At 69.7% G+C, this 20,300-nt stretch carries 16 protein-coding genes; 15 read left to right on the top strand and 1 reads right to left on the bottom strand.

Annotation, left to right across the window (positions count from 1 at the left end):
- The first annotated feature begins 155 nt into the window (after positions 1-155).
- The 9 genes from RHM57_RS17400 to RHM57_RS17360 all read left to right on the top strand — a co-directional run bounded on the left by RHM57_RS17400 (position 156) and on the right by RHM57_RS17360 (position 10,381).
- The gene (locus RHM57_RS17400) at positions 156-1,679 is read left to right on the top strand and encodes a sugar ABC transporter ATP-binding protein (protein ID WP_134446403.1); all 1,524 of its coding nucleotides are present in this window, start codon (positions 156-158) and stop codon (positions 1,677-1,679) included.
- Positions 1,676-2,722, top strand: a complete 1,047-nt coding sequence (locus RHM57_RS17395) for an ABC transporter permease (protein ID WP_370294981.1) — start codon at positions 1,676-1,678, stop codon at positions 2,720-2,722. The genes RHM57_RS17400 and RHM57_RS17395 overlap by 4 nt, the downstream gene beginning before the upstream one ends.
- Complete coding sequence (locus RHM57_RS17390; protein ID WP_322188943.1) at positions 2,719-3,768, top strand: ABC transporter permease; 1,050 nt, start codon at positions 2,719-2,721, stop codon at positions 3,766-3,768. Before RHM57_RS17395 ends, RHM57_RS17390 begins: the two co-directional genes overlap by 4 nt.
- 60 nt (positions 3,769-3,828) lie before the next feature.
- Positions 3,829-4,893: a rhamnose ABC transporter substrate-binding protein gene (rhaS, locus tag RHM57_RS17385; RefSeq protein ID WP_134446401.1), complete on the top strand. Its 1,065-nt coding sequence runs from the start codon at positions 3,829-3,831 to the stop codon at positions 4,891-4,893.
- A gap of 168 nt (positions 4,894-5,061) precedes the next feature.
- Positions 5,062-5,454 (top strand): L-rhamnose mutarotase, encoded by a 393-nt coding sequence (locus RHM57_RS17380; RefSeq protein WP_134559349.1) that lies wholly within the window; start codon positions 5,062-5,064, stop codon positions 5,452-5,454.
- Positions 5,451-6,617 (top strand): L-rhamnose isomerase, encoded by a 1,167-nt coding sequence (gene rhaI, locus RHM57_RS17375; protein ID WP_322188941.1) that lies wholly within the window; start codon positions 5,451-5,453, stop codon positions 6,615-6,617. The genes RHM57_RS17380 and rhaI overlap by 4 nt, the downstream gene beginning before the upstream one ends.
- A 109-nt stretch (positions 6,618-6,726) precedes the next feature.
- The gene (locus RHM57_RS17370; protein WP_322188939.1) at positions 6,727-8,766 is read left to right on the top strand and encodes a bifunctional aldolase/short-chain dehydrogenase; all 2,040 of its coding nucleotides are present in this window, start codon (positions 6,727-6,729) and stop codon (positions 8,764-8,766) included.
- Positions 8,763-8,930, top strand: coding sequence for a hypothetical protein (locus RHM57_RS17365; protein WP_166787375.1), 168 nt, complete (start codon positions 8,763-8,765; stop codon positions 8,928-8,930). Before RHM57_RS17370 ends, RHM57_RS17365 begins: the two co-directional genes overlap by 4 nt.
- Positions 8,931-8,983: 53 nt before the next feature.
- Positions 8,984-10,381, top strand: a complete 1,398-nt coding sequence (locus tag RHM57_RS17360) for a rhamnulokinase (RefSeq protein ID WP_416173119.1) — start codon at positions 8,984-8,986, stop codon at positions 10,379-10,381.
- A gap of 141 nt (positions 10,382-10,522) precedes the next feature.
- Here the strand turns inward: RHM57_RS17360 and RHM57_RS17355 are convergent, their stop codons facing one another.
- Positions 10,523-11,359 carry an undecaprenyl-diphosphate phosphatase gene (locus tag RHM57_RS17355; RefSeq protein WP_134449257.1) on the bottom strand — a complete coding sequence of 279 codons (837 nt, stop codon included), beginning with the start codon at positions 11,357-11,359 and terminating at the stop codon, positions 10,523-10,525.
- Between the two features lie 185 nt (positions 11,360-11,544).
- Between RHM57_RS17355 and RHM57_RS17350 the strand changes: the two genes are divergently transcribed.
- From RHM57_RS17350 to RHM57_RS17325, 6 genes are all read left to right on the top strand, one after another.
- The gene (locus tag RHM57_RS17350; RefSeq protein ID WP_322188937.1) at positions 11,545-12,330 is read left to right on the top strand and encodes a response regulator transcription factor; all 786 of its coding nucleotides are present in this window, start codon (positions 11,545-11,547) and stop codon (positions 12,328-12,330) included.
- The gene (locus tag RHM57_RS17345; protein WP_322188935.1) at positions 12,327-13,808 is read left to right on the top strand and encodes a HAMP domain-containing sensor histidine kinase; all 1,482 of its coding nucleotides are present in this window, start codon (positions 12,327-12,329) and stop codon (positions 13,806-13,808) included. The genes RHM57_RS17350 and RHM57_RS17345 overlap by 4 nt, the downstream gene beginning before the upstream one ends.
- A 781-nt stretch (positions 13,809-14,589) precedes the next feature.
- Positions 14,590-16,341, top strand: coding sequence for an aldehyde dehydrogenase family protein (locus RHM57_RS17340; protein ID WP_322188933.1), 1,752 nt, complete (start codon positions 14,590-14,592; stop codon positions 16,339-16,341).
- 117 nt (positions 16,342-16,458) lie between these two features.
- Positions 16,459-18,045 (top strand): AMP-binding protein, encoded by a 1,587-nt coding sequence (locus RHM57_RS17335; RefSeq protein ID WP_416173118.1) that lies wholly within the window; start codon positions 16,459-16,461, stop codon positions 18,043-18,045.
- Positions 18,046-18,165: 120 nt separating this feature from the next.
- Positions 18,166-19,269: a LolA family protein gene (locus RHM57_RS17330; RefSeq protein ID WP_322136890.1), complete on the top strand. Its 1,104-nt coding sequence runs from the start codon at positions 18,166-18,168 to the stop codon at positions 19,267-19,269.
- Positions 19,266-20,237, top strand: coding sequence for an ABC transporter ATP-binding protein (locus tag RHM57_RS17325; RefSeq protein ID WP_322188928.1), 972 nt, complete (start codon positions 19,266-19,268; stop codon positions 20,235-20,237). The genes RHM57_RS17330 and RHM57_RS17325 overlap by 4 nt, the downstream gene beginning before the upstream one ends.
- Positions 20,238-20,300 lie beyond the last annotated feature (63 nt).

Raw genomic sequence — 20,300 nt, 5'->3', positions numbered from 1 at the left:
ACCATGCTCCGAGAATAGCTCGTCGTTACGCAGTTGTTACTTGACAGCTGCGGTGGCATCGAAATAGATTTCCCTGTGTTCGCAGAATTAAAACGATTCAACGCCCGCTCGCGCGTTTCCCCAGCGTTCCTCAATGTGGAGGTCAGGACCTATCAATGTCGATCAGCCCCAGTAATTCCGGCCCGCCGGCCCTCGAACTGCGTGGAGTGGCCAAGGCCTTCGGATCGGTCGTCGCGCTGACGTCCGCCGACCTCACCGTGCACATGAACTCCATCCACGCCCTCGTGGGCGAGAACGGCGCGGGCAAGTCGACCCTCGTCAAGATCGTCGCCGGACTCTACCAGCGCGACGCGGGGGACTTCCTGCTCCGCGGCGAAAGCGTCGACTTCCGCTCGACGGCAGAGGCCAAGGCGGCCGGCATCGCGGTCATCTACCAGGAGCCCACCCTCTTCCCCGACCTCTCGGTCACGGAGAACATCTTCATGGGTCGCCAGCCGACCCAGCGCTTCGGCCGGATCGACCGCAAGGCCATGCGCGCTGAGGCCGAGGAACTGTTCACCCGCCTCGCGGTGCGCATCGACCCCGACCGCCCGGCCGAGGGGCTGTCGATCGCCGACCAGCAGATCATCGAGATCGCCAAGGCCATTTCGGTGGACGCCCGGGTGCTGATCATGGACGAACCCACCGCAGCCCTCAGCGGCGTCGAGGTCGACCGGCTCTTCGCCGTCGCCCGCAGCCTGCGTGACGAGGGCCGCGCCCTGGTCTTCATTTCGCACCGCTTCGACGAAGTCTTCGCCCTCTGCGACACCATCACGGTCATGCGCGACGGGCAATACATCTCGACCGATGCGATCCAGTCCACGAGCGTCGACGAGATCGTGCGCAGGATGGTCGGCCGCGAGGTAACCGACCTGTTCCCGAAGGAGGTCGCCCCTGTCGGCGACGTGCTGCTCGAAGTCGAGGGGCTGACCTCCGCCGGTGTCTTCCACGATGTGTCCTTCACGGTGCGGTCCGGCGAGATCGTCGGGCTCTCGGGCCTCGTCGGCGCCGGTCGCAGCGAGATCGTCCGTGCCGTTTTCGGCGTCGACCGCTACGACTCCGGAGCCGTGCGGATGCACGGGAAGTCCGTTCCGAAGCTCAACCCGACCGCGGCCATGGCTGCCGGAATGGCCCTCGTGCCCGAGGACCGCCGGAAGCAGGGCCTCGTGCTCGAGTCATCCGTCGCCCGCAACCTGACACTCTCGACCCGTACCCGGCTCAGTCGCTTCGGGTTCATCGACTCGAGCCTCGAGAACCGGGCCGCCAAGGACTGGGCCGGCCGCCTCGAGGTCAAGACGAACGCCCTCGACACCGAGGTCGGCACGCTCTCCGGCGGAAACCAGCAGAAGGTCGTGCTCGGTAAGTGGCTGTCGACGAACCCCGAGGTGCTCATCATCGACGAACCCACCCGCGGGATCGACGTCGGAACCAAGGCCGAGGTGCATCGCCTGCTCTCGCAGCTCGCGGGTGAGGGCCTCGGGATCGTGATGATCTCCTCGGAACTGCCGGAAATCCTGGGTATGGCCGACCGCGTGCTCGTCGTCCGCGAAGGCCGCATCACCGCGGAGATCTCCCGGGCGGATGCCACGGCCGAGTCCATCATGTTCGCTGCCACCCACTCAACGGAGTCCATCCAGTGACCACGACAACCAGCACCCAGACGCCCACCGGAGCGGGCGGCGGAGCGTTCCAGCGCGGTCTGCGCACCTTCCTGCGTTCCCGCGAGACCGGCATCCTCGCCGCCCTCGTGATCGTTGTGCTCATCACCACGATCAAGAACCCGAGTTTCCTCTTCAGCCAGGACGGATTCCGGGACCTGCTCCTCACCCCGTCGATCCTCGTGCTCGTGGCCGTCGGCCAGGCGATCGTGATCATCACCCGATCGGTCGACCTCTCGGTCGGCTCTGTCGTCGGACTGACGGCCTACCTGACCGGGCGCCTTTTCATCGACGTGCCCGGCATCCCGATCATCGTCGTCTTCGCCGCAGGCATGGCACTCGGTGCTGCGCTCGGCCTGCTCAACGGCGCGCTCGTCGCGTTCGGCAAGGTGCCGGCCCTCGTGATCACGCTCGGAACCCTGTATGCCTACCGGGGCATCAACGTGCTCTGGGCCGGCAGCAACCGGGTGAACGCGTCCGACCTGCCCAAGGACTTCCTCGCCCTCGGCACGAGTGCGCTGCTCTTCGTGCCGTACCTCACGATCATCGCGCTGATCGTGGTGCTCGTCGCAGGCTGGTACCTGCGCAACCAGCGAGGCGGTCGGGAGCTCTACGCGATCGGTTCGGATCCCGATGCCGCGCAGCTTTACGGACTCGGCGTCACCCGTCGCATCCTCGTCGCCTTCCTGCTCTGCGGCGCCCTCGCCGGGCTCGCCGGCGTGCTCTTCGCTGCCCGTTACGGAACGACCAACTCGCAGACGGGCACCGGGCTCGAGCTGCAGGCCGTCGGCGCTGCCGTGATCGGCGGCGTCGCGATCTTCGGCGGCAGCGGCACCGTCTACGGCGCGGCCATCGGTGCGGTCCTGCTGCTCACCATCAACCGTGCCCTGCCCATCCTGGGCATCCCCGACTTCTGGCAGCAGGCGGTCGTGGGCACCCTCATCATCGGCGCTATCGTGCTCGACCGGGTCCTCTCGCTCCGACTCTCCCGCCAACTCATTTCAGAACGGGAGGTCTCCGCATGACCATCTCCGCCCCGTCCGACAGCCGGACCGGCACGCGCGTCTACGCCGAGTACGGTCGACCCTTCTGGATGCGCCTGCTCCTCACCCGCGAGATGGCGGTCATCGTCGCCCTCATCCTCGTGATCGTGATCGCTTCGCTCGAGGTGCGACGCTTCGGCACCACCACGACGCTCGGCTTCCTGCTCCTCGACGTCGCGCCGATCCTGATGATCGCCCTGCCGATGACCCTCGTGATCATGATGGGCGAGATCGACCTCTCCGTCGCAAGCACGCTCGGCCTGAGCAGTGTCCTGCTCGGTATCCTGACCCAGGCCGGCTGGCCGGTCCCGGTCGCCATCGTCGCCTGCCTGGTGATGGGCCTCGTCGCGGGCCTGATCAATGGGCTCCTGGTCACCGTGGTCGGCCTGCCCTCGCTCGCGGTCACCATCGGCACGCTCGCCCTCTATCGCGGCATCGCCGTCGGCCTGCTCGGGACGACCGCCGTCACGAGCTTCCCGGCGTTCTGGACCGGCCTCGCCCAGTCGAAGTTCGGCAGCACCGGCATCCCCGTCGCCATGGTGCTGGTCGTCGCGTTGATCGTGGTCTTCGTCGCTCTCCTGCACTTCACCCCCTTCGGCCGCGGAATCGTGGCGATCGGCTTCAGCACGGAGACCGCGCACTTCTCCGGAGTGCACGTCAACCGGACCAAGGTCGTCGCCTTCATGCTCACGGGGCTGATCGCCGCGCTCGCCGGAATCTACTGGACCTTCCGCTACGGCAGCGCTCGCGGTGACAATGCGATGGGACTCGAGCTGTCGGTCATCGCCGCGGTCCTCCTGGGTGGAGTGTCCATTTTCGGCGGCAAGGGCGCCATCCACGGCGTCATCGCCGGCGTGCTCCTGATCGGCGTGCTGCAGAGCGCGCTCCGCCTCGCCAATGTCAGCTCGGACGTCATCAACATCATCACCGGCGCCCTGCTGATCCTGTCCGTGCTCTCCCCCCGATTTCTGTCGTGGTTCCGCAGCCTGCGTTTCCGTCGTGCCACGCCAGAGAAACAGAAGCAGTAACCGCTCCGTTCCCTCGCCCGACCACCAACATCCGCTTCACCCCACCTGAAAGGCACAACGATGTCTCCTTCCACCACCACCCGGCGCCACGGCGCCCGCGCTGTCGCGCTCGTCGCCGGCGTCGCAGCCATCGCCCTCCTCGCCACCGGATGCTCCAGTTCGGCCTCGACCGACACCTCCACCGGTGCAGCTGCGTCCGGCTCCGGCGACAAGAACTACGCGATCACGTTCCTGCCGAAGAACCTCGGCAATGCATACTTCGACACCTCCGACAAGGGCGGATCCAAGGCGATCACCGAATTCGGCGGAACCTACGCCGAGGTCGGCCCGGCGACCGCCGCGGCCGATGCCCAGGTCAGCTTCATCAACACGCTCACCCAGCAGGGAGTCGGCGCGATCATCATCTCCGCCGACGACCCCACGGCGATCGGCAGCGCCCTCAACGAGGCCCGAGCGGCCGGCACCAAGGTCGTCACCTTCGACTCGGACACCGACCCGCAGTACCGCGACCTGTACATCAACCAGGCCACGGCCGACGGCATCGCCAAGATCGAGGTCGACCTGATCACCAAGCAGATCGGCGACACCGGCGAGGTCGCCATCCTCTCCGCCTCGGCCAACGCGACCAACCAGAACGCCTGGATCGAGACGATGAAGAAGGAACTCGCCGCGAACCACCCGAACGTCACGCTCGTCGACACCGTCTACGGCAACGACGATGACCAGACCTCCTTCGACAAGACGGCGGCCCTGCTCCAGTCGCACCCGAACCTGAAGGGCATCATCTCGCCCACAACGGTCGGCATCGCAGCGGCGGCCCGCTACCTGCAGACCTCGCAGTACAAGGGCAAGGTCGCGCTCACCGGTCTCGGCACGCCGAACCAGATGCGTGACTACGTCAACGACGGCACGGTCACGGCATTCGCGCTCTGGAACCCGGCCGACCTCGGCTACCTCGCCGCCTACGGCGCCAAGGCCCTGATCGACGGCACCATCACCGGCAAGGAAGGCGACAAGTTCACCGCAGGCGCCCTCGGCGAATTCACCGTCGGCAAGGATGCCACCGTGCTCCTCGGCGAGCCGTTCACATTCACCAAGGAGAACATCGCGGACTTCAACTTCTAGGTCGTTCCACGCGCACAACCCCGTATCACCCGCAGTATCGCAGTGCCCGCGCGAGTCGGCTGCGGGGCGGATGCCGGTTGCATCCGTCCCGCGGCCTTGCGGGAATGCGCTCCGCACGGCAAACTTGAATCGATTCATTTTCGGAATCCGAACCAGCAAGGAACCTCAATGTCGAGCAGCGATACCCAGCACCGCGTGTGCTTCCAGCTCCAGGTCAAGCCGGAGCTGATCCCCGAATACCGTCGTCGCCACGCCGCAGTCTGGCCCGACATGCTGCTGGCCCTCAAGAGCACGGGCTGGAACAACTACTCCATCTTCCTGCGCGACGACGGGCTGCTGATCGGCTACTTCGAGACCGCGAGCCTCGCCGCCGCCCAGGCGGGCATGGCCGCAACCGAGGTCAACGCCCGCTGGCAGGCCGAGATGGGCGACTTCTTCGTCGCCCTCGACGGTGCCCCAGACACCGGTTTCCTCCAACTGACCGAGATCTTCAATCTGGAAGACCAACTCGACTCCCTCGCCGCCGCATCCGCTGCCCCGACCGAAAGAAGCACAACGTGAGCATCAGCCCCGACACCCTGGCCCAGCTCGAGGGGCAGGTCATCGAACTGCCGTCCTGGGCGTTCGGCAACTCCGGCACCCGGTTCAAGGTGTTCGGCACGCCCGGCACCCCGCGCACCATCCAGGAGAAGATCTCCGACGCCGCGCAGGTGCACCAGGTCACCGGCCTTTCGCCGAAGGTGGCCCTGCACATCCCGTGGGACAAGGTCGACGACTACACCGGTCTGCGCGAGTTCGCCGCGGAGAAGGGCCTCGCGCTCGGCACGGTCAACTCGAACACGTTCCAGGATGACGCCTACAAGTTCGGCAGCCTGACCCACATCGACCCGAAGGTGCGCCAGATGGCGATCGATCACCACTTCGACTGCATCGACGTGATGAACCAGACCGGCTCGGAAGACCTGAAGATCTGGCTCGCCGACGGCACCAACTACCCGGGCCAGGGCGATATCCGCGGCCGGCAGGACCGCCTCGCCGACTCCCTCGGCAAGATCTACGCCCGGATCGGCGAGCACCAGCGCCTGGTCCTGGAGTACAAGTTCTTCGAGCCGGCTTTCTATCACACCGACGTGCCCGACTGGGGAACCAGCTACGCCCAGGTCGCCGCCCTCGGAGACAAGGCGATGGTGTGCCTGGACACCGGCCACCACGCGCCCGGCACGAACATCGAGTTCATCGTCGCCCAGCTGCTCCGCCTCGGCAAGCTCGGCTCCTTCGACTTCAACTCCCGCTTCTACGCCGACGACGACCTCATCGTCGGAGCGGCAGACCCGTTCCAGCTGTTCCGGATCCTCTACGAAGTCATCCGCGGCGGCGGCTACGGACCCGACTCCACCGTCGCGTTCATGCTCGACCAGTGCCACAACGTCGAAGAGAAGATCCCCGGCCAGATCCGCTCCGTCCTCAACGTGCAGGAAATGACCGCCCGCGCCCTCAGCGTGGACACCGTCGCCCTCGCAGCGGCGCAGGAGGCCGGCGACGTCCTCGGCGCCAACGGCATCATGATGGACGCCTTCTACTCCGACGTCCGCACCGACCTCGCCGCGTGGCGCGAGTCCCGCGGACTTCCGGCCGACCCCATGAAGGCGTTCGCGGCATCCGGTTACCAGGAGAAGATCTGCGCAGACCGCGTCGGCGGCACCCAGGCCGGCTGGGGCGCCTAGACCACCCTCCCCGCCGCAACAGTCAGGGCCCGACACCCCGCACCGCCCGTGCTTGCCCCCGCTCGTCCTTTGCCCTCTAGCTCCTCTCCCAGCCCCTGGAAAGCAGATCATGACCACCAATCCCACGGCCGCGGCGCTCGTCGCCCGCTCCAACCGCCTCGGCGCGAACCCCAAGAACACGAACTACGCCGGGGGCAACACCTCCGCCAAGGGCACCGAGATCGACCCCGTCACCGGCACCACCGTCGAGCTGCTCTGGGTCAAGGGCTCCGGCGGAGACCTCGGCACCCTCACCGAGTCCGGCCTCGCCGTGCTCCGCCTCGACCGGCTGCGCGCGATGGTGGATGTCTACCCCGGCCTCGATCGTGAAGACGAGATGGTCGGCGCCCTCGACTACGCCCTGCACGGGCGCGGCGGCGCTGTCCCCTCGATCGACACGGCGATGCACGGACTGGTCGACGCGGCCCACGTCGACCACCTGCACCCGGACGCCGGCATCGCGATCGCGACGGCCGTCGACGGGGAAGAACTCACCGACTCGATCTTCGGCCACCGGGTGATCTGGGTGCCCTGGCGCCGCCCCGGCTTCCAGCTCGGCCTCGACATCGCCGCGATCAAGGACGCCCACCCCGGCGCGATCGGCGCGATCCTCGGCGGCCACGGCATCACCGCCTGGGGTGACACGAGCGAGGAGGCCGAGGCGAACTCGCTCTGGATCATCGAGACCGCCACCTCCTACATCGAGGAGCACTCCAAGCCGGAGCCCTTCGGCGCCCCGCTCGAGGGCTTCGGTGCGCTGTCGGCGGCCGAGCGCCGCGCCAAGGCCGCCGCGCTTGCGCCGACCCTTCGCGGCCTCGTCTCCACCGACAGCGCCAAGGTCGGCCACTTCACCGACGCGCCCGAGGTCCTCGACTTCCTCGCCAGCGTCGAACACCCGAGGCTCGCCGGCCTCGGCACGAGCTGCCCCGACCACTTCCTGCGCACCAAGGTCACGCCGCTCCTGCTCGACCTCCCGGCGGACGCCTCTGTCGAGGCGTCCCTCGCCCGGCTCCACGAACTCCACGAGCAGTACCGCCTCGACTACCAGGCCTACTACGACCGGCACGCGACCCCGGAGTCGCCCGCCATCCGCGGTGCCGACCCGCTCATCGTGCTGATCCCGGGCGTCGGCATGTTCAGTTACGGCGCGAACAAGCAGACCGCGCGCGTCGCCGGCGAGTTCTACGTCAACGCCATCCACGTGATGCGGGGAGCCGAGGGGCTCTCCCGCTACTCCCCGATCGACGAGGCCGAGAAGTTCGCCATCGAATACTGGGCGCTCGAAGAGGCCAAGCTCCAGCGGATGCCGAAGCCCAAGCCGCTCGCCGGACGCATCGCGCTCGTGACCGGCGCGGCAAGCGGCATCGGCAAGGCGATCGCCACCCGGCTCGCGGCCGAGGGCGCCTGCGTCGTGATCGCCGACCTCGAACTGGCCAAGGCGCAGGAGGCCGCGGCGGCGATCGGCGGCACGGATATCGCGATCGGCGTTCAGGCGAACGTCACGGACGAGAACCAGGTTCAGGCCGGCATCGACGCCGCCGTGCTCGCCTTCGGCGGCCTCGACCTCGTCGTGAACAACGCCGGGCTCTCGCTCTCCAAGTCCCTGCTCGAGACCACGGTCGCCGACTGGGACCTGCAGCACAACGTGATGGCGAAGGGTTCCTTCCTCGTCTCCCGCGCCGCGGCCCGGGTGCTGATCGACCAGAAGCTCGGCGGCGACATCATCTACATCTCGAGCAAGAACTCGGTCTTCGCGGGCCCGAACAACATCGCGTACTCGGCGACGAAGGCCGACCAGGCCCACCAGGTGCGCCTGCTGGCCGCCGAACTCGGCGAGTACGGCGTCAAGGTCAACGGCATCAACCCCGACGGTGTCGTGCGCGGCTCCGGCATCTTCGCCGGCGGCTGGGGAGCCAAGCGAGCCGCGGTCTACGGCGTCGATGAGCAGGACCTCGGCAAGTACTACGCCCAGCGCACCCTGCTCAAGCGCGAGGTGCTTCCCGAGAACGTCGCCAACGCGGTCTTCGTGCTGTGCGCGAGCGACCTCAGCCACACCACCGGGCTGCACATCCCGGTCGACGCCGGCGTCGCCGCCGCCTTCCTGCGATGAGCGGGGGCATCCGCTCGCGCACGACAGGGCTCCCGGCTTCCCCCGGGCGAGCGGATGCCGCCACGCGTCCCGATCCCGGCGGTCGCCGTTCCGGTCGAGAGTTGCCGTTCTACCGGGCGCTCTCGACCGGAACGGCGACTCTCGCGGGGGTGCCGTCGTGGTGAGCAGCGCGGGGACCGTCGCCGCGATCGACCTCGGCGCGTCGAGCGGGCGGGTCATGCTCGGGCACGTCGGCCACAACGAGCTGCGACTCCGGCGGGTCGCCCGGTTCCCGAACCTGCCGGTGCGCACGATCGACGGGCTGCACTGGGACATCCTCGACCTCTACCGCAACGTCCTCGCCGGCCTGCACTCCGCCGTGCGGGAGGAACCCGGGCTGCGGAGCGCCGCCGTGGACTCCTGGGCGGTCGACTATGCGCTCCTTTCCGGGCAGCGGATGCTCGGCAACCCGTTCCACTACCGGGACGAGCGCACCGCTGCGGGAGTCGAGTCGACCCACGCCCTGGTGCCGCACGCCGAGCTCTACGCCGGGAACGGGCTCCAGTTCCTGCCGTTCAACACGCTGTACCAGCTGGCCGCCGAACGGCAGGCCGGCGGCCTCGACGGCGCGGACACGATGCTGCTGATTCCCGACCTGCTCGGCTTCTGGCTGACCGGGGAGCGCGTCGCCGAGCGCACCAACGCGTCGACGACCGGGCTGCTCACGGTGTTGACAGGGCACGGGCACGGCCACGGTTCCGGTCACGGGGAGTGGGACGATGCGCTCATCGCACGCCTCGGCCTGCCGCGCTCGATCTTCCCGCGGCTGGTCGATCCGGGGTCCCGGATCGGGTCTCTGCTGCCGGAGGTGGCTCACGAAATCGGAGCCGTCTCGCGACTGGATCTCGTCGCCGTCGGGTCGCACGACACGGCATCCGCTGTCGTCGCCGTGCCGATGCGGGACGAGAACGCCGCATACATCTCGTCGGGGACCTGGTCGCTCGTCGGCGTCGAGCTGAATTCCCCGGTGCTTACCGAGGAAAGCCGGGCCGCGAACTTCACCAACGAGGGCGGCGTCGACGGGCGGGTGCGCTACCTGCGCAACGTGATGGGACTCTGGCTGCTGAGCGAGTCGATGCGCAGCTGGGACCTCGAGGGCGTCGCGTTCGAGCTGCCGTTCCTGCTCGCCCAGGCTGCGCAGGTGACCGGGCCGGTCACGGTCTTCGACGTCGATGACCCGGCCTTCCTCGCGCCGGGGGACATGCCCGCGCGGATCCGCGAGCACTGTGCCGCACACGGACTCGCGGTGCCGGCGACCCCCGTCGACCTCGTGCGCAGCATCATCGAGAGCCTCGCAACGAAGTACGCCAGCACCCTGCGCGCGGCGAGCGAACTCTCGGGCACGAGCATCCGCACGGTGCACATCGTCGGCGGCGGCTCGCAGAACGAGCTGCTCTGCCAGCTGACGGCGAACCTCACCGGCCTGCCCGTGCTCGCGGGACCCGTCGAGGCGACCGCGATCGGGAACGTGCTGATCCAGGCGCGGGCGCAGGGCCTCGCCCACGGCAGCCTCGAGGCCCTCCGGACGCTCGTCGCCCAGGCATACTCGCCCCGCCACCACGAACCCCACGCCTGACCTCACCCCGCCATTCGCCGCCCCGCCCCGCCCCGCAGGCCCCGCTCACCCCTGCCGCGAGAGTACGAATTGGGCCCATAAACGAGTGATTTAAGGGCCCAATTCGTACTCTCGCGGAGAGCGCGACGGGTGGGGGTGGGGTCAGGTCGCGGCTACGACGCCGGTGACGAGGAGGCCGGCGATCACGAGGCCGAGCGCGACCCGGTACCCGATGAACACCGCGATGCTGTGCTTCGCGACGAGCCGCAGCAGCCACGCGATCGTGGCATAGGCGACGAGGAAACTGACGACGGTCGCGACGATCGTGGGCACCCAGCCGACGGAGGCCGAGATGTCGCTCGCCGAGGAGAGGCCCTCATAGGCGCCCGCAGCGGTCAGTGCCGGGATGGCGAGGAAGAAGGACAGCCGGGTCGCGGCGACCCGGTCGAGGTTGCGGAACAGGCCGGCGCTGATGGTCGCCCCGGAGCGGGACACCCCGGGGATCAGTGCGACACACTGCATGACGCCGATCACGAGCGCGTCCTTGAGGGTCGTCGATTCCTCCGGGCGGTTGCGCTTGCCGACACGCTCGGCGATGAACATCACGACACTCCAGCCGATCAGCCCGGCAACGACGACCCACAGGTTGCGCAGTGGCCCCCCGATCAGGCCCTTTCCGAGAAAGCCGACGATGCCGATCGGCACCGAACCGGCGATGACGTACCAGGCGAAGCGGTAGTCGTGCGCGAGTCGCGCCTCCCGGTGGAAGAGGCCCTGCCACCATGCAACGGCCAGGCGGATGATGTCGGCCCGGAAATACAGGATCACCGCGACGATCGCCCCGAACTGGATGATCGCGGTGAACGCGGTCACCCCGGGGTCGTCGAGCTTCAGCCCCAGGAGCTTCTCGGTGAGGGTGAGGTGTCCCGTGCTCGAGACCGGGAGGAATTCGGTGATTCCCTCGACGATGCCGAGGATCAGCGCTTGGATCAGGTTCATGCTGGTGCCTTTGCGTGGAGTGCGAACAGGAAATCGGCGCCGGGCGGCGGTGGACGGGCCGAAGACCTCGTGCAGCAGAAGGTTAGGCCGCCGAACCTGCCCGCCGCCTGACCGGCACGCCCGCCACCCGGGTTGACCTGCACCGTTTACACGGGCGGCACGCGGGCACTGCGTACGATTGCCCCATGCCCACGGTCGGAGTCTGCGAAGACGACCCCCTCATCCGCCGGGTGCTCGCCGAGGCCCTCGGCGGCGCCGGCTACAGCCTGCTGCTCGCGCACACCGGCGCGGAGGCGGTCGTTCTGTTCGGCCCTGGCCAGCCCGTCGACGTGATCGTGCTCGACATCGGCCTGCCCGACTCCGACGGTCGCGACGTCTGCCAGGCCCTCCGGGCCGCCGGACAGCTCGCACCCGTGCTCTTCCTCACTGCGCGAACCGGCGTGCAGGACATCGTCACCGGCTTCCACGCCGGAGGGGACGACTACCTCGGAAAGCCGTTCGCGCTCGCCGAGGTGCTCGTGCGGGTCGGCGCCCTGGCTCGCCGGGGCAGGCCGGAGCCGTACCGGCAGCCGGCGGGCCTCCGCCTCGACCCCCAGCGGTTCACCGTGGCCAGGGCCGACCTCGAGATCGCCGTCACACCGACAGAGTTCCGGATGCTCGCGGCCCTGCTCGCCCGCCCTGGCGAGGTCGTCCGCCGGCGCGACCTGGTCGCGGCCGCGTGGCCGCACGGCGCCATCGTCGCCGAGAACACCGTCGATTCCTATGTGCGCAGGCTGCGCCGCAAGCTCGAATTGCTCGACGGCGACCGCGACCGTGAAGGCGGCGACCACGACCGTGAAGGCGGCGACCGCGGTGACCACGGCGGCGGCGGTGCCGCTGCGCTCGCCGGGCCAGGGGCGGATGCCGCCCGCGAGTCTCCGGCGTCGCGACGGATCGAGACCGTGCGCGGCGTCGGGTACGCCCTCCGATGACCGGGACCAGGGACTCGTCCGGGCGCCGCCTGGGACGATTGCGGCTGCCGGTCCTGCCGCGCGTGAGCTCGCTGCGCCGCCGCCTCGTCTTCGCCACGGCGCTGCTCACGACCGTCGGCATGGCGGCACTGCTCTCCCTGACCGTCGCCGTGCTGACGCACGTCGTGAGCGAGGACATCGACGGTCTCCTCGCTGAGCGCGCGGCATCCGCGCTCGCGACCGTCGTGCGCCAGGGTGACGGCATCGCGGTAACCCGGAACGCGGCCGGCGGCCTCGGGGACGTCACCTGGATCTACGACGCGTCCGGCCGGCTGGTCAGCGGGACCGCGACCGGGACGGACTCGACGGCGACCGGCGGGGAACCGGACCCGGCGCCGGTCGCGGGACCGTCAGAGCTCAGGGCCGGGCTCGCGGCGCTGAGCTCGGTCACCGAGCCGACGGAGCGCGAGAGCGGCGGCTGGAGACTGCGCGCGGTGCCCATCGTCCTGCCGGGCGAGACGGAACGGATCGGCGTCGCCGTGGTCGGCCTGTCCCTCGCGCCGTACCAGCGAACCGAGACACGTACCCTGCTCGTGGGCATCGGCCTCGCCGTTCTCGTCGTGCTCGGAGTCAGCGGGATGGCGGCCTGGACCGTGCGGCGCGCGTTGCGCCCCGTCGAGGTGATGGCCAGGCGGGCGTCCGCATGGAGCGCGGATGACCTCACCGGGCGGTTCGACCTCGGCGAGCCCCACGACGAACTCACTCGCCTCGGCCAGGTGCTCGACGGCCTGCTCGCGCGGGTGTCGCGCACGATCATCGCGGAGCAGCGCCTGACCGCGGAACTCGCCCATGAACTCCGCAGCCCGCTGACGGTGATCCGGGCTGAGGCGGAGCTCGCGGGACTCGATCCGACGCTCTCGCCGGCGCAAGTGGAGCGGTTCGGCCGAATCGGCGCATCCGTCGATGAGCTCACCGAGGTGATCGGCACCCTGCTCTCGGTGTCCCGCGGCCAGGTGAACCGGGATGAGCGGGCGCCGGTCGACGCCGTGCTGCGCGCTGCTGTCGCGGCAGCGGCCGGGGCTTCGGCCGGGGCGCCGGCCGACGCGGTGCCGGAGATCGTCGTCGCCCCCGCGCCCGGTCTCGAGCTCGGAGTTCCGCAGGCCGTCGCGTTGCGTGCCCTCGCGCCGCTGCTCGAGAACGCCGTGCGGTACGGCCGGACGCGGGTCACTGTCGCGGCGGTCGCGCAGGGCGGTTCGATCCGGATCAGCGTGACCGACGACGGGCCGGGAATCGGAGACCTCGTCCCGGAGCTGCTGTTCACGCCCGGATACCGGGCGGCGGAGAGCCCCGGTGCCGGCCTCGGCCTGGCGCTCGCGCGCAGGGTTGCGGTCGCCGCGGGCGGCACGGTGGAAGCCGTCCCCGGCGGTCGTCACGGCAGGTTCGTGCTGGTCCTCCCTGCTGTCCCCGCGGAAGAGGCGGGCCTCGCGCCGGCAGACTGACGCGCGTTCCGGGCATCCGGGAGTGCTGTCCCGGCCTTCTTTTGCGCCGGCATCGTCGCCACGGCAGCGTCCCGCCCCGGTTCCTTCCGCCTGGAACGGGCCACGCACCCCACGGACTTCCCACGGATTTCCCTCGTTTTTCCCTCGGATTTGCCCCGGATCAGCGCAGCCTCACCCGATCCGGCCACTTCCGGTGCAGGAGACCGCCGAGTTGCACGGATGTTCAGCCATGATAAATACCTGATTGAGCGCTATTTCGCTGGCTTGGTTCCGCGGCGGGCGTACTCACCTCCCGAGACGGATGCCGACGACTTGCCGCATCGGGCACCGGTTGCGATCCCTCGTCGTACGTCATACGTTTTCAACAGATCAACGAACTGCCGCCTTCGACGCAGACGCTGGTCAGCACCAGAAACGAACCGGTCAACGGCCGCCCGAGGCCTCACCAGAGTTCGATGCCCTCCGTGGTCCGGATCACTGATCGTCCCGAAAGCTCGGTGGTCCGAACCCGCGGTTTCCTCCCGTGCCCGCCGGCCCGCACGCCGTCGGCTGTCGCCGTCGGCGCCGCCGTCGCCCTGTGGGACAGCGACTCCCGGCACGCGGATCGACCCTCGCCTGCCGTCCGCAGCCGAGCGACACCCGCGCACTGGGGTGGGGCCCCGCCGAGGGTCGTGCGGTACTCTGCTGGTTCAGCACGCGCAGGCCGCAGGCGCGGGCCGTCTGGCCGCCCGGCCTGGCGCGCGGGCCGCAACGAGCCACCGGCAGCAATCAAGGGAGATTGATGACCTCGACCGAACCGACCGCCGTCAACGAACGTCCCGCCGACGAGCTCTCCGCGGCAGACCGCGCGGCCCTCGACACGCTCGTCTCCGGCCTCGCCGCGGGCGTTGCCCGCTGGGCGGACATGCCCCTGGCCGCGCGCTCCGCATTGCTCGCTGCCGTCGCCGCCACGGTCGCGGCCCAGGCCGAGCGCTGGGTTCGGGTCGCGGCCCTCGCCAAGGGGCTCGACCAGGACTCCCCGCTCGTCGGCGAGGAGTGGCTGTCCGGTCCCTACGTCGTGCTGACAAACCTCGCGACCCTGCAGGACTCGATCAGCGCCCTCGATCGCGGTGAGAGCCCACTCCGGGCCACCCGCTTCGGGCGCGCCCCCGGTGGCCGGATCACCGTCCCCGTGCTCCCGGGCACTCCCTTCGAGGCGCTCCTGCTGCACGGGTTCTCCGCTGAGGCCTGGCTCAGGCCGGGCGTGACCGAGGAGGAGGCGCGCTCGCGTGCCGGGCTCGGCCAGCGGCATCCGTCCAGCACCGGGGGAGTCGGTCTCGTGCTGGGAGCCGGCAACATCACGTCGATCCCGCCGCTCGACGTGCTCTACGAGCTGATCGCGCACAACCGGGTCTCGGTGCTCAAACTCAATCCCGTGCTCGACGCCCTCTCTCCGGTCTACACGGATGCCTTCGCCCCCCTCATCGAGGCGGGACTGCTCTCGATCGTCTCGGGCGGCGCGGCGGTCGGAGGGTACCTCGCCCACCACGAGGGCGTAAGCCACGTGCACATCACCGGAAGTGCGGCGACCCACGATGTCGTCGTCTTCGGCCCGGGCGCAGAGGGCCGCGCCCGGCGCGCCGCCGGCACCCCGCTGCTGCAGAAGCCCATCACGAGCGAGCTCGGCGGGGTCGCGCCGATCATCGTCCTCCCCGGGAAATGGAGTCGACGGGACGTGATCTTCCAGGCCGAGCACGTGGCCACCCAGCGCCTGCACAACGGCGGCTACAACTGCATCGCCGGTCAGGTGGTCGTGCTCAGCCGCGAATGGCCGCAGAAGGCGGAATTCCTCGCGGCGCTCCGGGCGGCCCTGGCCGCGGCGCCCGCACGGCCGCCCTGGTACCCGGGCAGCGACGCCCGGGTACACGCCGCGCTCGCCGCCTACCCCGAGGCCACCCGGCTCGGCCCGGACGGCGGTCGTCTGCTGATCGAGGCGGGCACGGCAGACCCAGCCGCGCTCATCGGCGTCGAGGCCTTCGCTCCCGTGCTCGGCGTCATCGAACTCGACGGGACCGGACAGGCCTTCCTCGACGCCGCGGTCACCGCGGCAAACGAGGACTTCCTCGGCACCCTCGGCGCGAACATCCTCGGCACCCCGGCCACGATCCGCCGGCTCGGCACGGGGTTCACCGCTGCGCTCGAGCGCCTGCGCTACGGCACGATCGCCGTCAACGCCTGGACAGGCGTGGGGTTCCTCACCGCGGCAGCGCCGTGGGGGGCCTTCCCCGGCCACTCGCTCACCGACGTGCAGAGCGGCATCGGCGTTGTGCACAACGCGCTCCTGCTCGCCGACACCGAACGCACCATCGTCCGCGGTCCGTTCCGGCCCTTCCCCCGTTCGGTCTGGCACGGCGAATTCGCGCTCTTCCCGAAGCCGCCGTGGTTCGTCAGCGCGCGGAGCGCGCCGAAGACCAGCCGACTCCTGACCGAATTCGTCAGCCGGCCGTCCTGGTGGAAGACGCCCGCGATCCTCCTTTCGGCCTTCCGGGCATGACTCTCGACCGGGTATATGCCTGGCTTCGATATGCCTGAGTCGCTCCATGCCAGTCCCGACATATACCTGCCCAGTACCCTGCCCCGCTCGCACACCGTATCGAAGGAGATACCGATGATCATCGCCAGCACGCACCCCGACGTCGAGATCCCCGACCTCAGCGTCTACGACTACCTGTTCGGCTCGATCACCGAGGAGGACAGGGACCGCACCGCCATGATCGACGCGGCCACCGGCCTGTCGACGAGCTACCGCGAGCTCCTTGCCGGCATCGACGCCGTTGCCGGCGCCCTCTTTGCCCGGGGAATCGGCCTCGGAGACGTCGTCGCCCTGCACGCCCCGAACTCGACAGCCTTCGCGATCATGTTCCACGGCATCCTCCGTGCCGGCGCGACCGCGACGACCATCAACTCCCTCTACGGCGCCGCCGAGATCGCCTCCCAGCTGCGCGACTCGCAGGCAAGGCTGCTCTTCACCGTCACACCGTTCCTGCCCCAGGCGAGCGAGGCGGCCACGCTCGCCGGCCTGGCGGCGGATGCCGTGGCCCTGCTCGATCACGACGGCTCGCGACTGTCCCTCGCCGACCTCATCCTGGAGGGTCACCCCGCGCCGGTCGTGGTGTTCGACCCGGCAACCCACGTCGCCGTGCTGCCCTATTCCTCCGGAACCACCGGCAGGCCGAAGGGTGTCATCCTCACCCACCGCAACCTCGTGGCCAACGTCGCCCAGGCGATTCCGGTGCTCGAGGGCACCCCGGACGACCGCGTTCTCGCCGTCCTGCCGTTCTTCCACATCTACGGGATGACGGTGCTGCTCAACATCGCCCTCGCGGCCCGCGAGACGGTCATCACGATGGCCCGCTTCGAGCTCCCGGAATTCCTCCGGCTGATCCAGGACTACCGGGCCACCTACGTGTTCATCGCGCCGCCGATCGCCGTGGCCCTTGCGAAGCATCCGCTCGTGGACGACTACGACCTGTCGAGCCTGCGGACCCTGTTCTCCGGCGCCGCGCCGCTCGACGCCTCGCTCGCCCACGCCGTCGCCGACCGCCTCGGCTGCCAGGTGCGCCAGGGCTACGGCATGAGTGAGCTGAGCCCGATCTCGCACGCGATGCCCCGGGGCCGCGATGACATCCCGCACGGCGTCGTCGGCCTCGCCCTCCCGAACATCGAGTGCAAGCTCGTCGACCCGGAGACCGGGCTCGCCATCGCGCTTCCCGATGTCGGGGTGAGCGAACCGGGCGAACTGCTCGTGCGCGGCCCGAACGTGATGCTCGGCTACCTCGGCAACGAGCAGGCGACCCGGGAGATCCTCGAAGATGACGGCTTCCTGCACACCGGCGACATCGCGACCGTGAGCGCTGAGGGATACGTGACGATCATCGACCGCCTCAAGGAGCTGATCAAGTACAAGGGCTACCAGGTCGCGCCCGCCGAACTCGAGGCCCTGCTGCTCAGCCACCCCGCGATCGCGGACGCCGCGGTCGTCGGAGCAGTGGATGCCGACGGCCAGGAGGTGCCGAAGGCCTTCGTCGTCGTGCTTCCCGGCCACGTGCTCACGCCGGAGGACGTGATGACCTTCGTCGCCGAGCGGGTGGCGCCGCACAAGAAGGTGCGGCAGGTGGCGTTCATCGACGTCATTCCCAAGTCCACGTCCGGCAAGATCCTGCGGAAGGACCTGCGCGCGCTCGCCCCCACGCCGTGAGCGGATGCGGCGTGCTGGGAGTTCGCCCAGCGCGCCCGGATTGCCTGCCCGCGGCCGTGCGAGCCGTGCCGGACGGACGTAGGATCTGACTATGAATCGCGACACTCAGGGGTCGTTCTCATGACTCCCCGAAACTTCACGAAGTGGCTTCCGGCCATCGTCATCCCCGCCGTCATCGCCGTCGGCGCGCTCGCCGTCCCCCTCACCGCGGGGGCGGCCGTAGACCTGCCAGACAAGACGCCTGCGCAGGTGCTCGCGCTCGTCGGCACCAGCACCGTCGACGCGCTCTCCGGAACCATCGAACAGACCTCGGAGCTCGGCCTGCCCGAGTTGCCGACGACCGGGCCGACCGCGAGCGGGAACGCCGGCGCCGCCTCCGCGCTCGAACTCCTGACCGGCTCGCACACCGGGCGGGTCTACCTCAACGGGCCGGACAACATCCGCCTGCAGGTGCTCGACAACCTCGCCGAACGCGACCTCGTGCGCAACGGCAGTGACGTCTGGCTCTACAACTCGAAGGACAACTCTGCAGCGCACGTGACCCTGCCGGCGAAGGACGCCGCGGACACGGACGCGACCACCCACGGCGGCATGGCCACGCCGGAGGAGGTCGCTGCGAAGTTCCTCGCCGCGGTCGACCCGAGCACGACGGTATCGGTCGGCACGGACGGCAGCGTCGCGGGTCGGAGCGTCTACGACCTCGTGCTCACCCCGAAGACCACCGGAACCCTCGTCGGAACGGTGTCGATCTCGGTCGACTCCGAGACCGGGCTGCCGCTCGCCGTCGAGGTCACCGCCCGCGGGCAGGAGAAGCCGGCGTTCCGGCTCGCTTTCACCGAGCTCTCACTGGGGGCACCGGATGCCTCCCTCTTCACGTTCTCGCCGCCCGCCGGCGCGAGCGTGACCGAGCAGGCCCTCCCGGACACCACGAGCCTCGACAAGAAGGATGCCGCGGACCACGCGACCATGAAGGCCGAGGCGGAGAAGTTCCTCGCCGGCGTAACGATCTCCGGGACCGGCTGGGACGCCGTCGTCGAACTCCCGGCCGGATCCGTTCCCGTCGAACTGTCCTCCTCGCCGCTCCTCGCCCAGCTGACGACCGCCGTGACCGGCGGGCGCGTGATCTCGACCGCCCTCGTGAGCGTGCTGCTCACCGATGACGGGCGGGTCTTCGCCGGCGCCGTTCCGAGTGAGCGTCTCCAGGCCGCCGCCGTGGGAGGGTGAGCCCCGCCATCGCATCCGTCGAACTGGCCATCGAAACCCACGGTCTCACCAAACAGTTCGGCCGCCAGGCCGCCGTCGCCGGCATCGACCTCGCCGTGCCCACGGGCTCCGTCTTCGGCTTCCTCGGACCCAACGGCTCTGGCAAGACGACGACCATCCGCATGCTCCTCGGCCTCGCGAGCGCGACGAGCGGGGAGATCAGCCTGCTCGGCCGGTCGATGCCCGGGTCGCTGCGCTCGGTGCTCCCGCGCGTCGGCGCCCTCGTCGAGGGGCCCGCGTTCTATCCGTTCCTCTCCGGCACCGCCAACCTGCGTCGGCTCGATACCGCGGATCCGGGCGCGTCAGCGGCCACCCGCGCCGCACGGGTGCAGCACGCCCTCGAGCGCGTCGGCCTGACCCATGCGTCAGGCAAGAAGGTGCACGCGTACTCGCTCGGCATGAAGCAGCGGCTCGGCATCGCCAACGCGCTCCTGATGCCGCGCGAGCTGCTCGTGCTCGACGAACCCACCAACGGGCTCGACCCCCAGGGCACCCGCGAGGTGCGCAGCCTCGTGCGCTCGCTCGCCGCGGAGGGCACGACCGTTTTCGTGTCGAGCCATCTGCTCGCCGAGGTCGAGCAGATGTGCAGCCACGTCGCCGTGATGCGCGCGGGCACCCTCGTGGCCCAGGGCACCCTCGACGAGCTCCGCGGCGCCGGCGAGGCCCACGCGCGCCTCGACACGCCGGACCCCGTGGCGGCCAGGCAGGTGCTCGAACGGCTGGGGCTCACTCCCGTGACGCTCGTATCGGCTGCGGGAGCTCCCGGTCACCTGAGCGCCGCCCTGACCGCTGCCGCACCGGCGCCGGAAGACATCGTCGCTGCCCTCGTCGCCGCCGGAGTGCGCGTGCGCGGCTTCACCGTCGCGGCCGCAAGCCTCGAAGAACGTTTTGTCGCACTCACCGGGGAGGGCTTCGATGTCGCCCAGTGATCCCAGGGAACCGGCAGTGACCGGGCCGGCCGTGACCGGGCCAGACTCGAGAGGGCCGGCCGC

Origin of the sequence: Cryobacterium sp. 10S3 (assembly GCF_034344045.1) — a bacterium.
Classification (GTDB): domain Bacteria; phylum Actinomycetota; class Actinomycetes; order Actinomycetales; family Microbacteriaceae; genus Cryobacterium; species Cryobacterium glucosi.
This window is presented reverse-complemented; position numbering and strand designations above follow the sequence as displayed.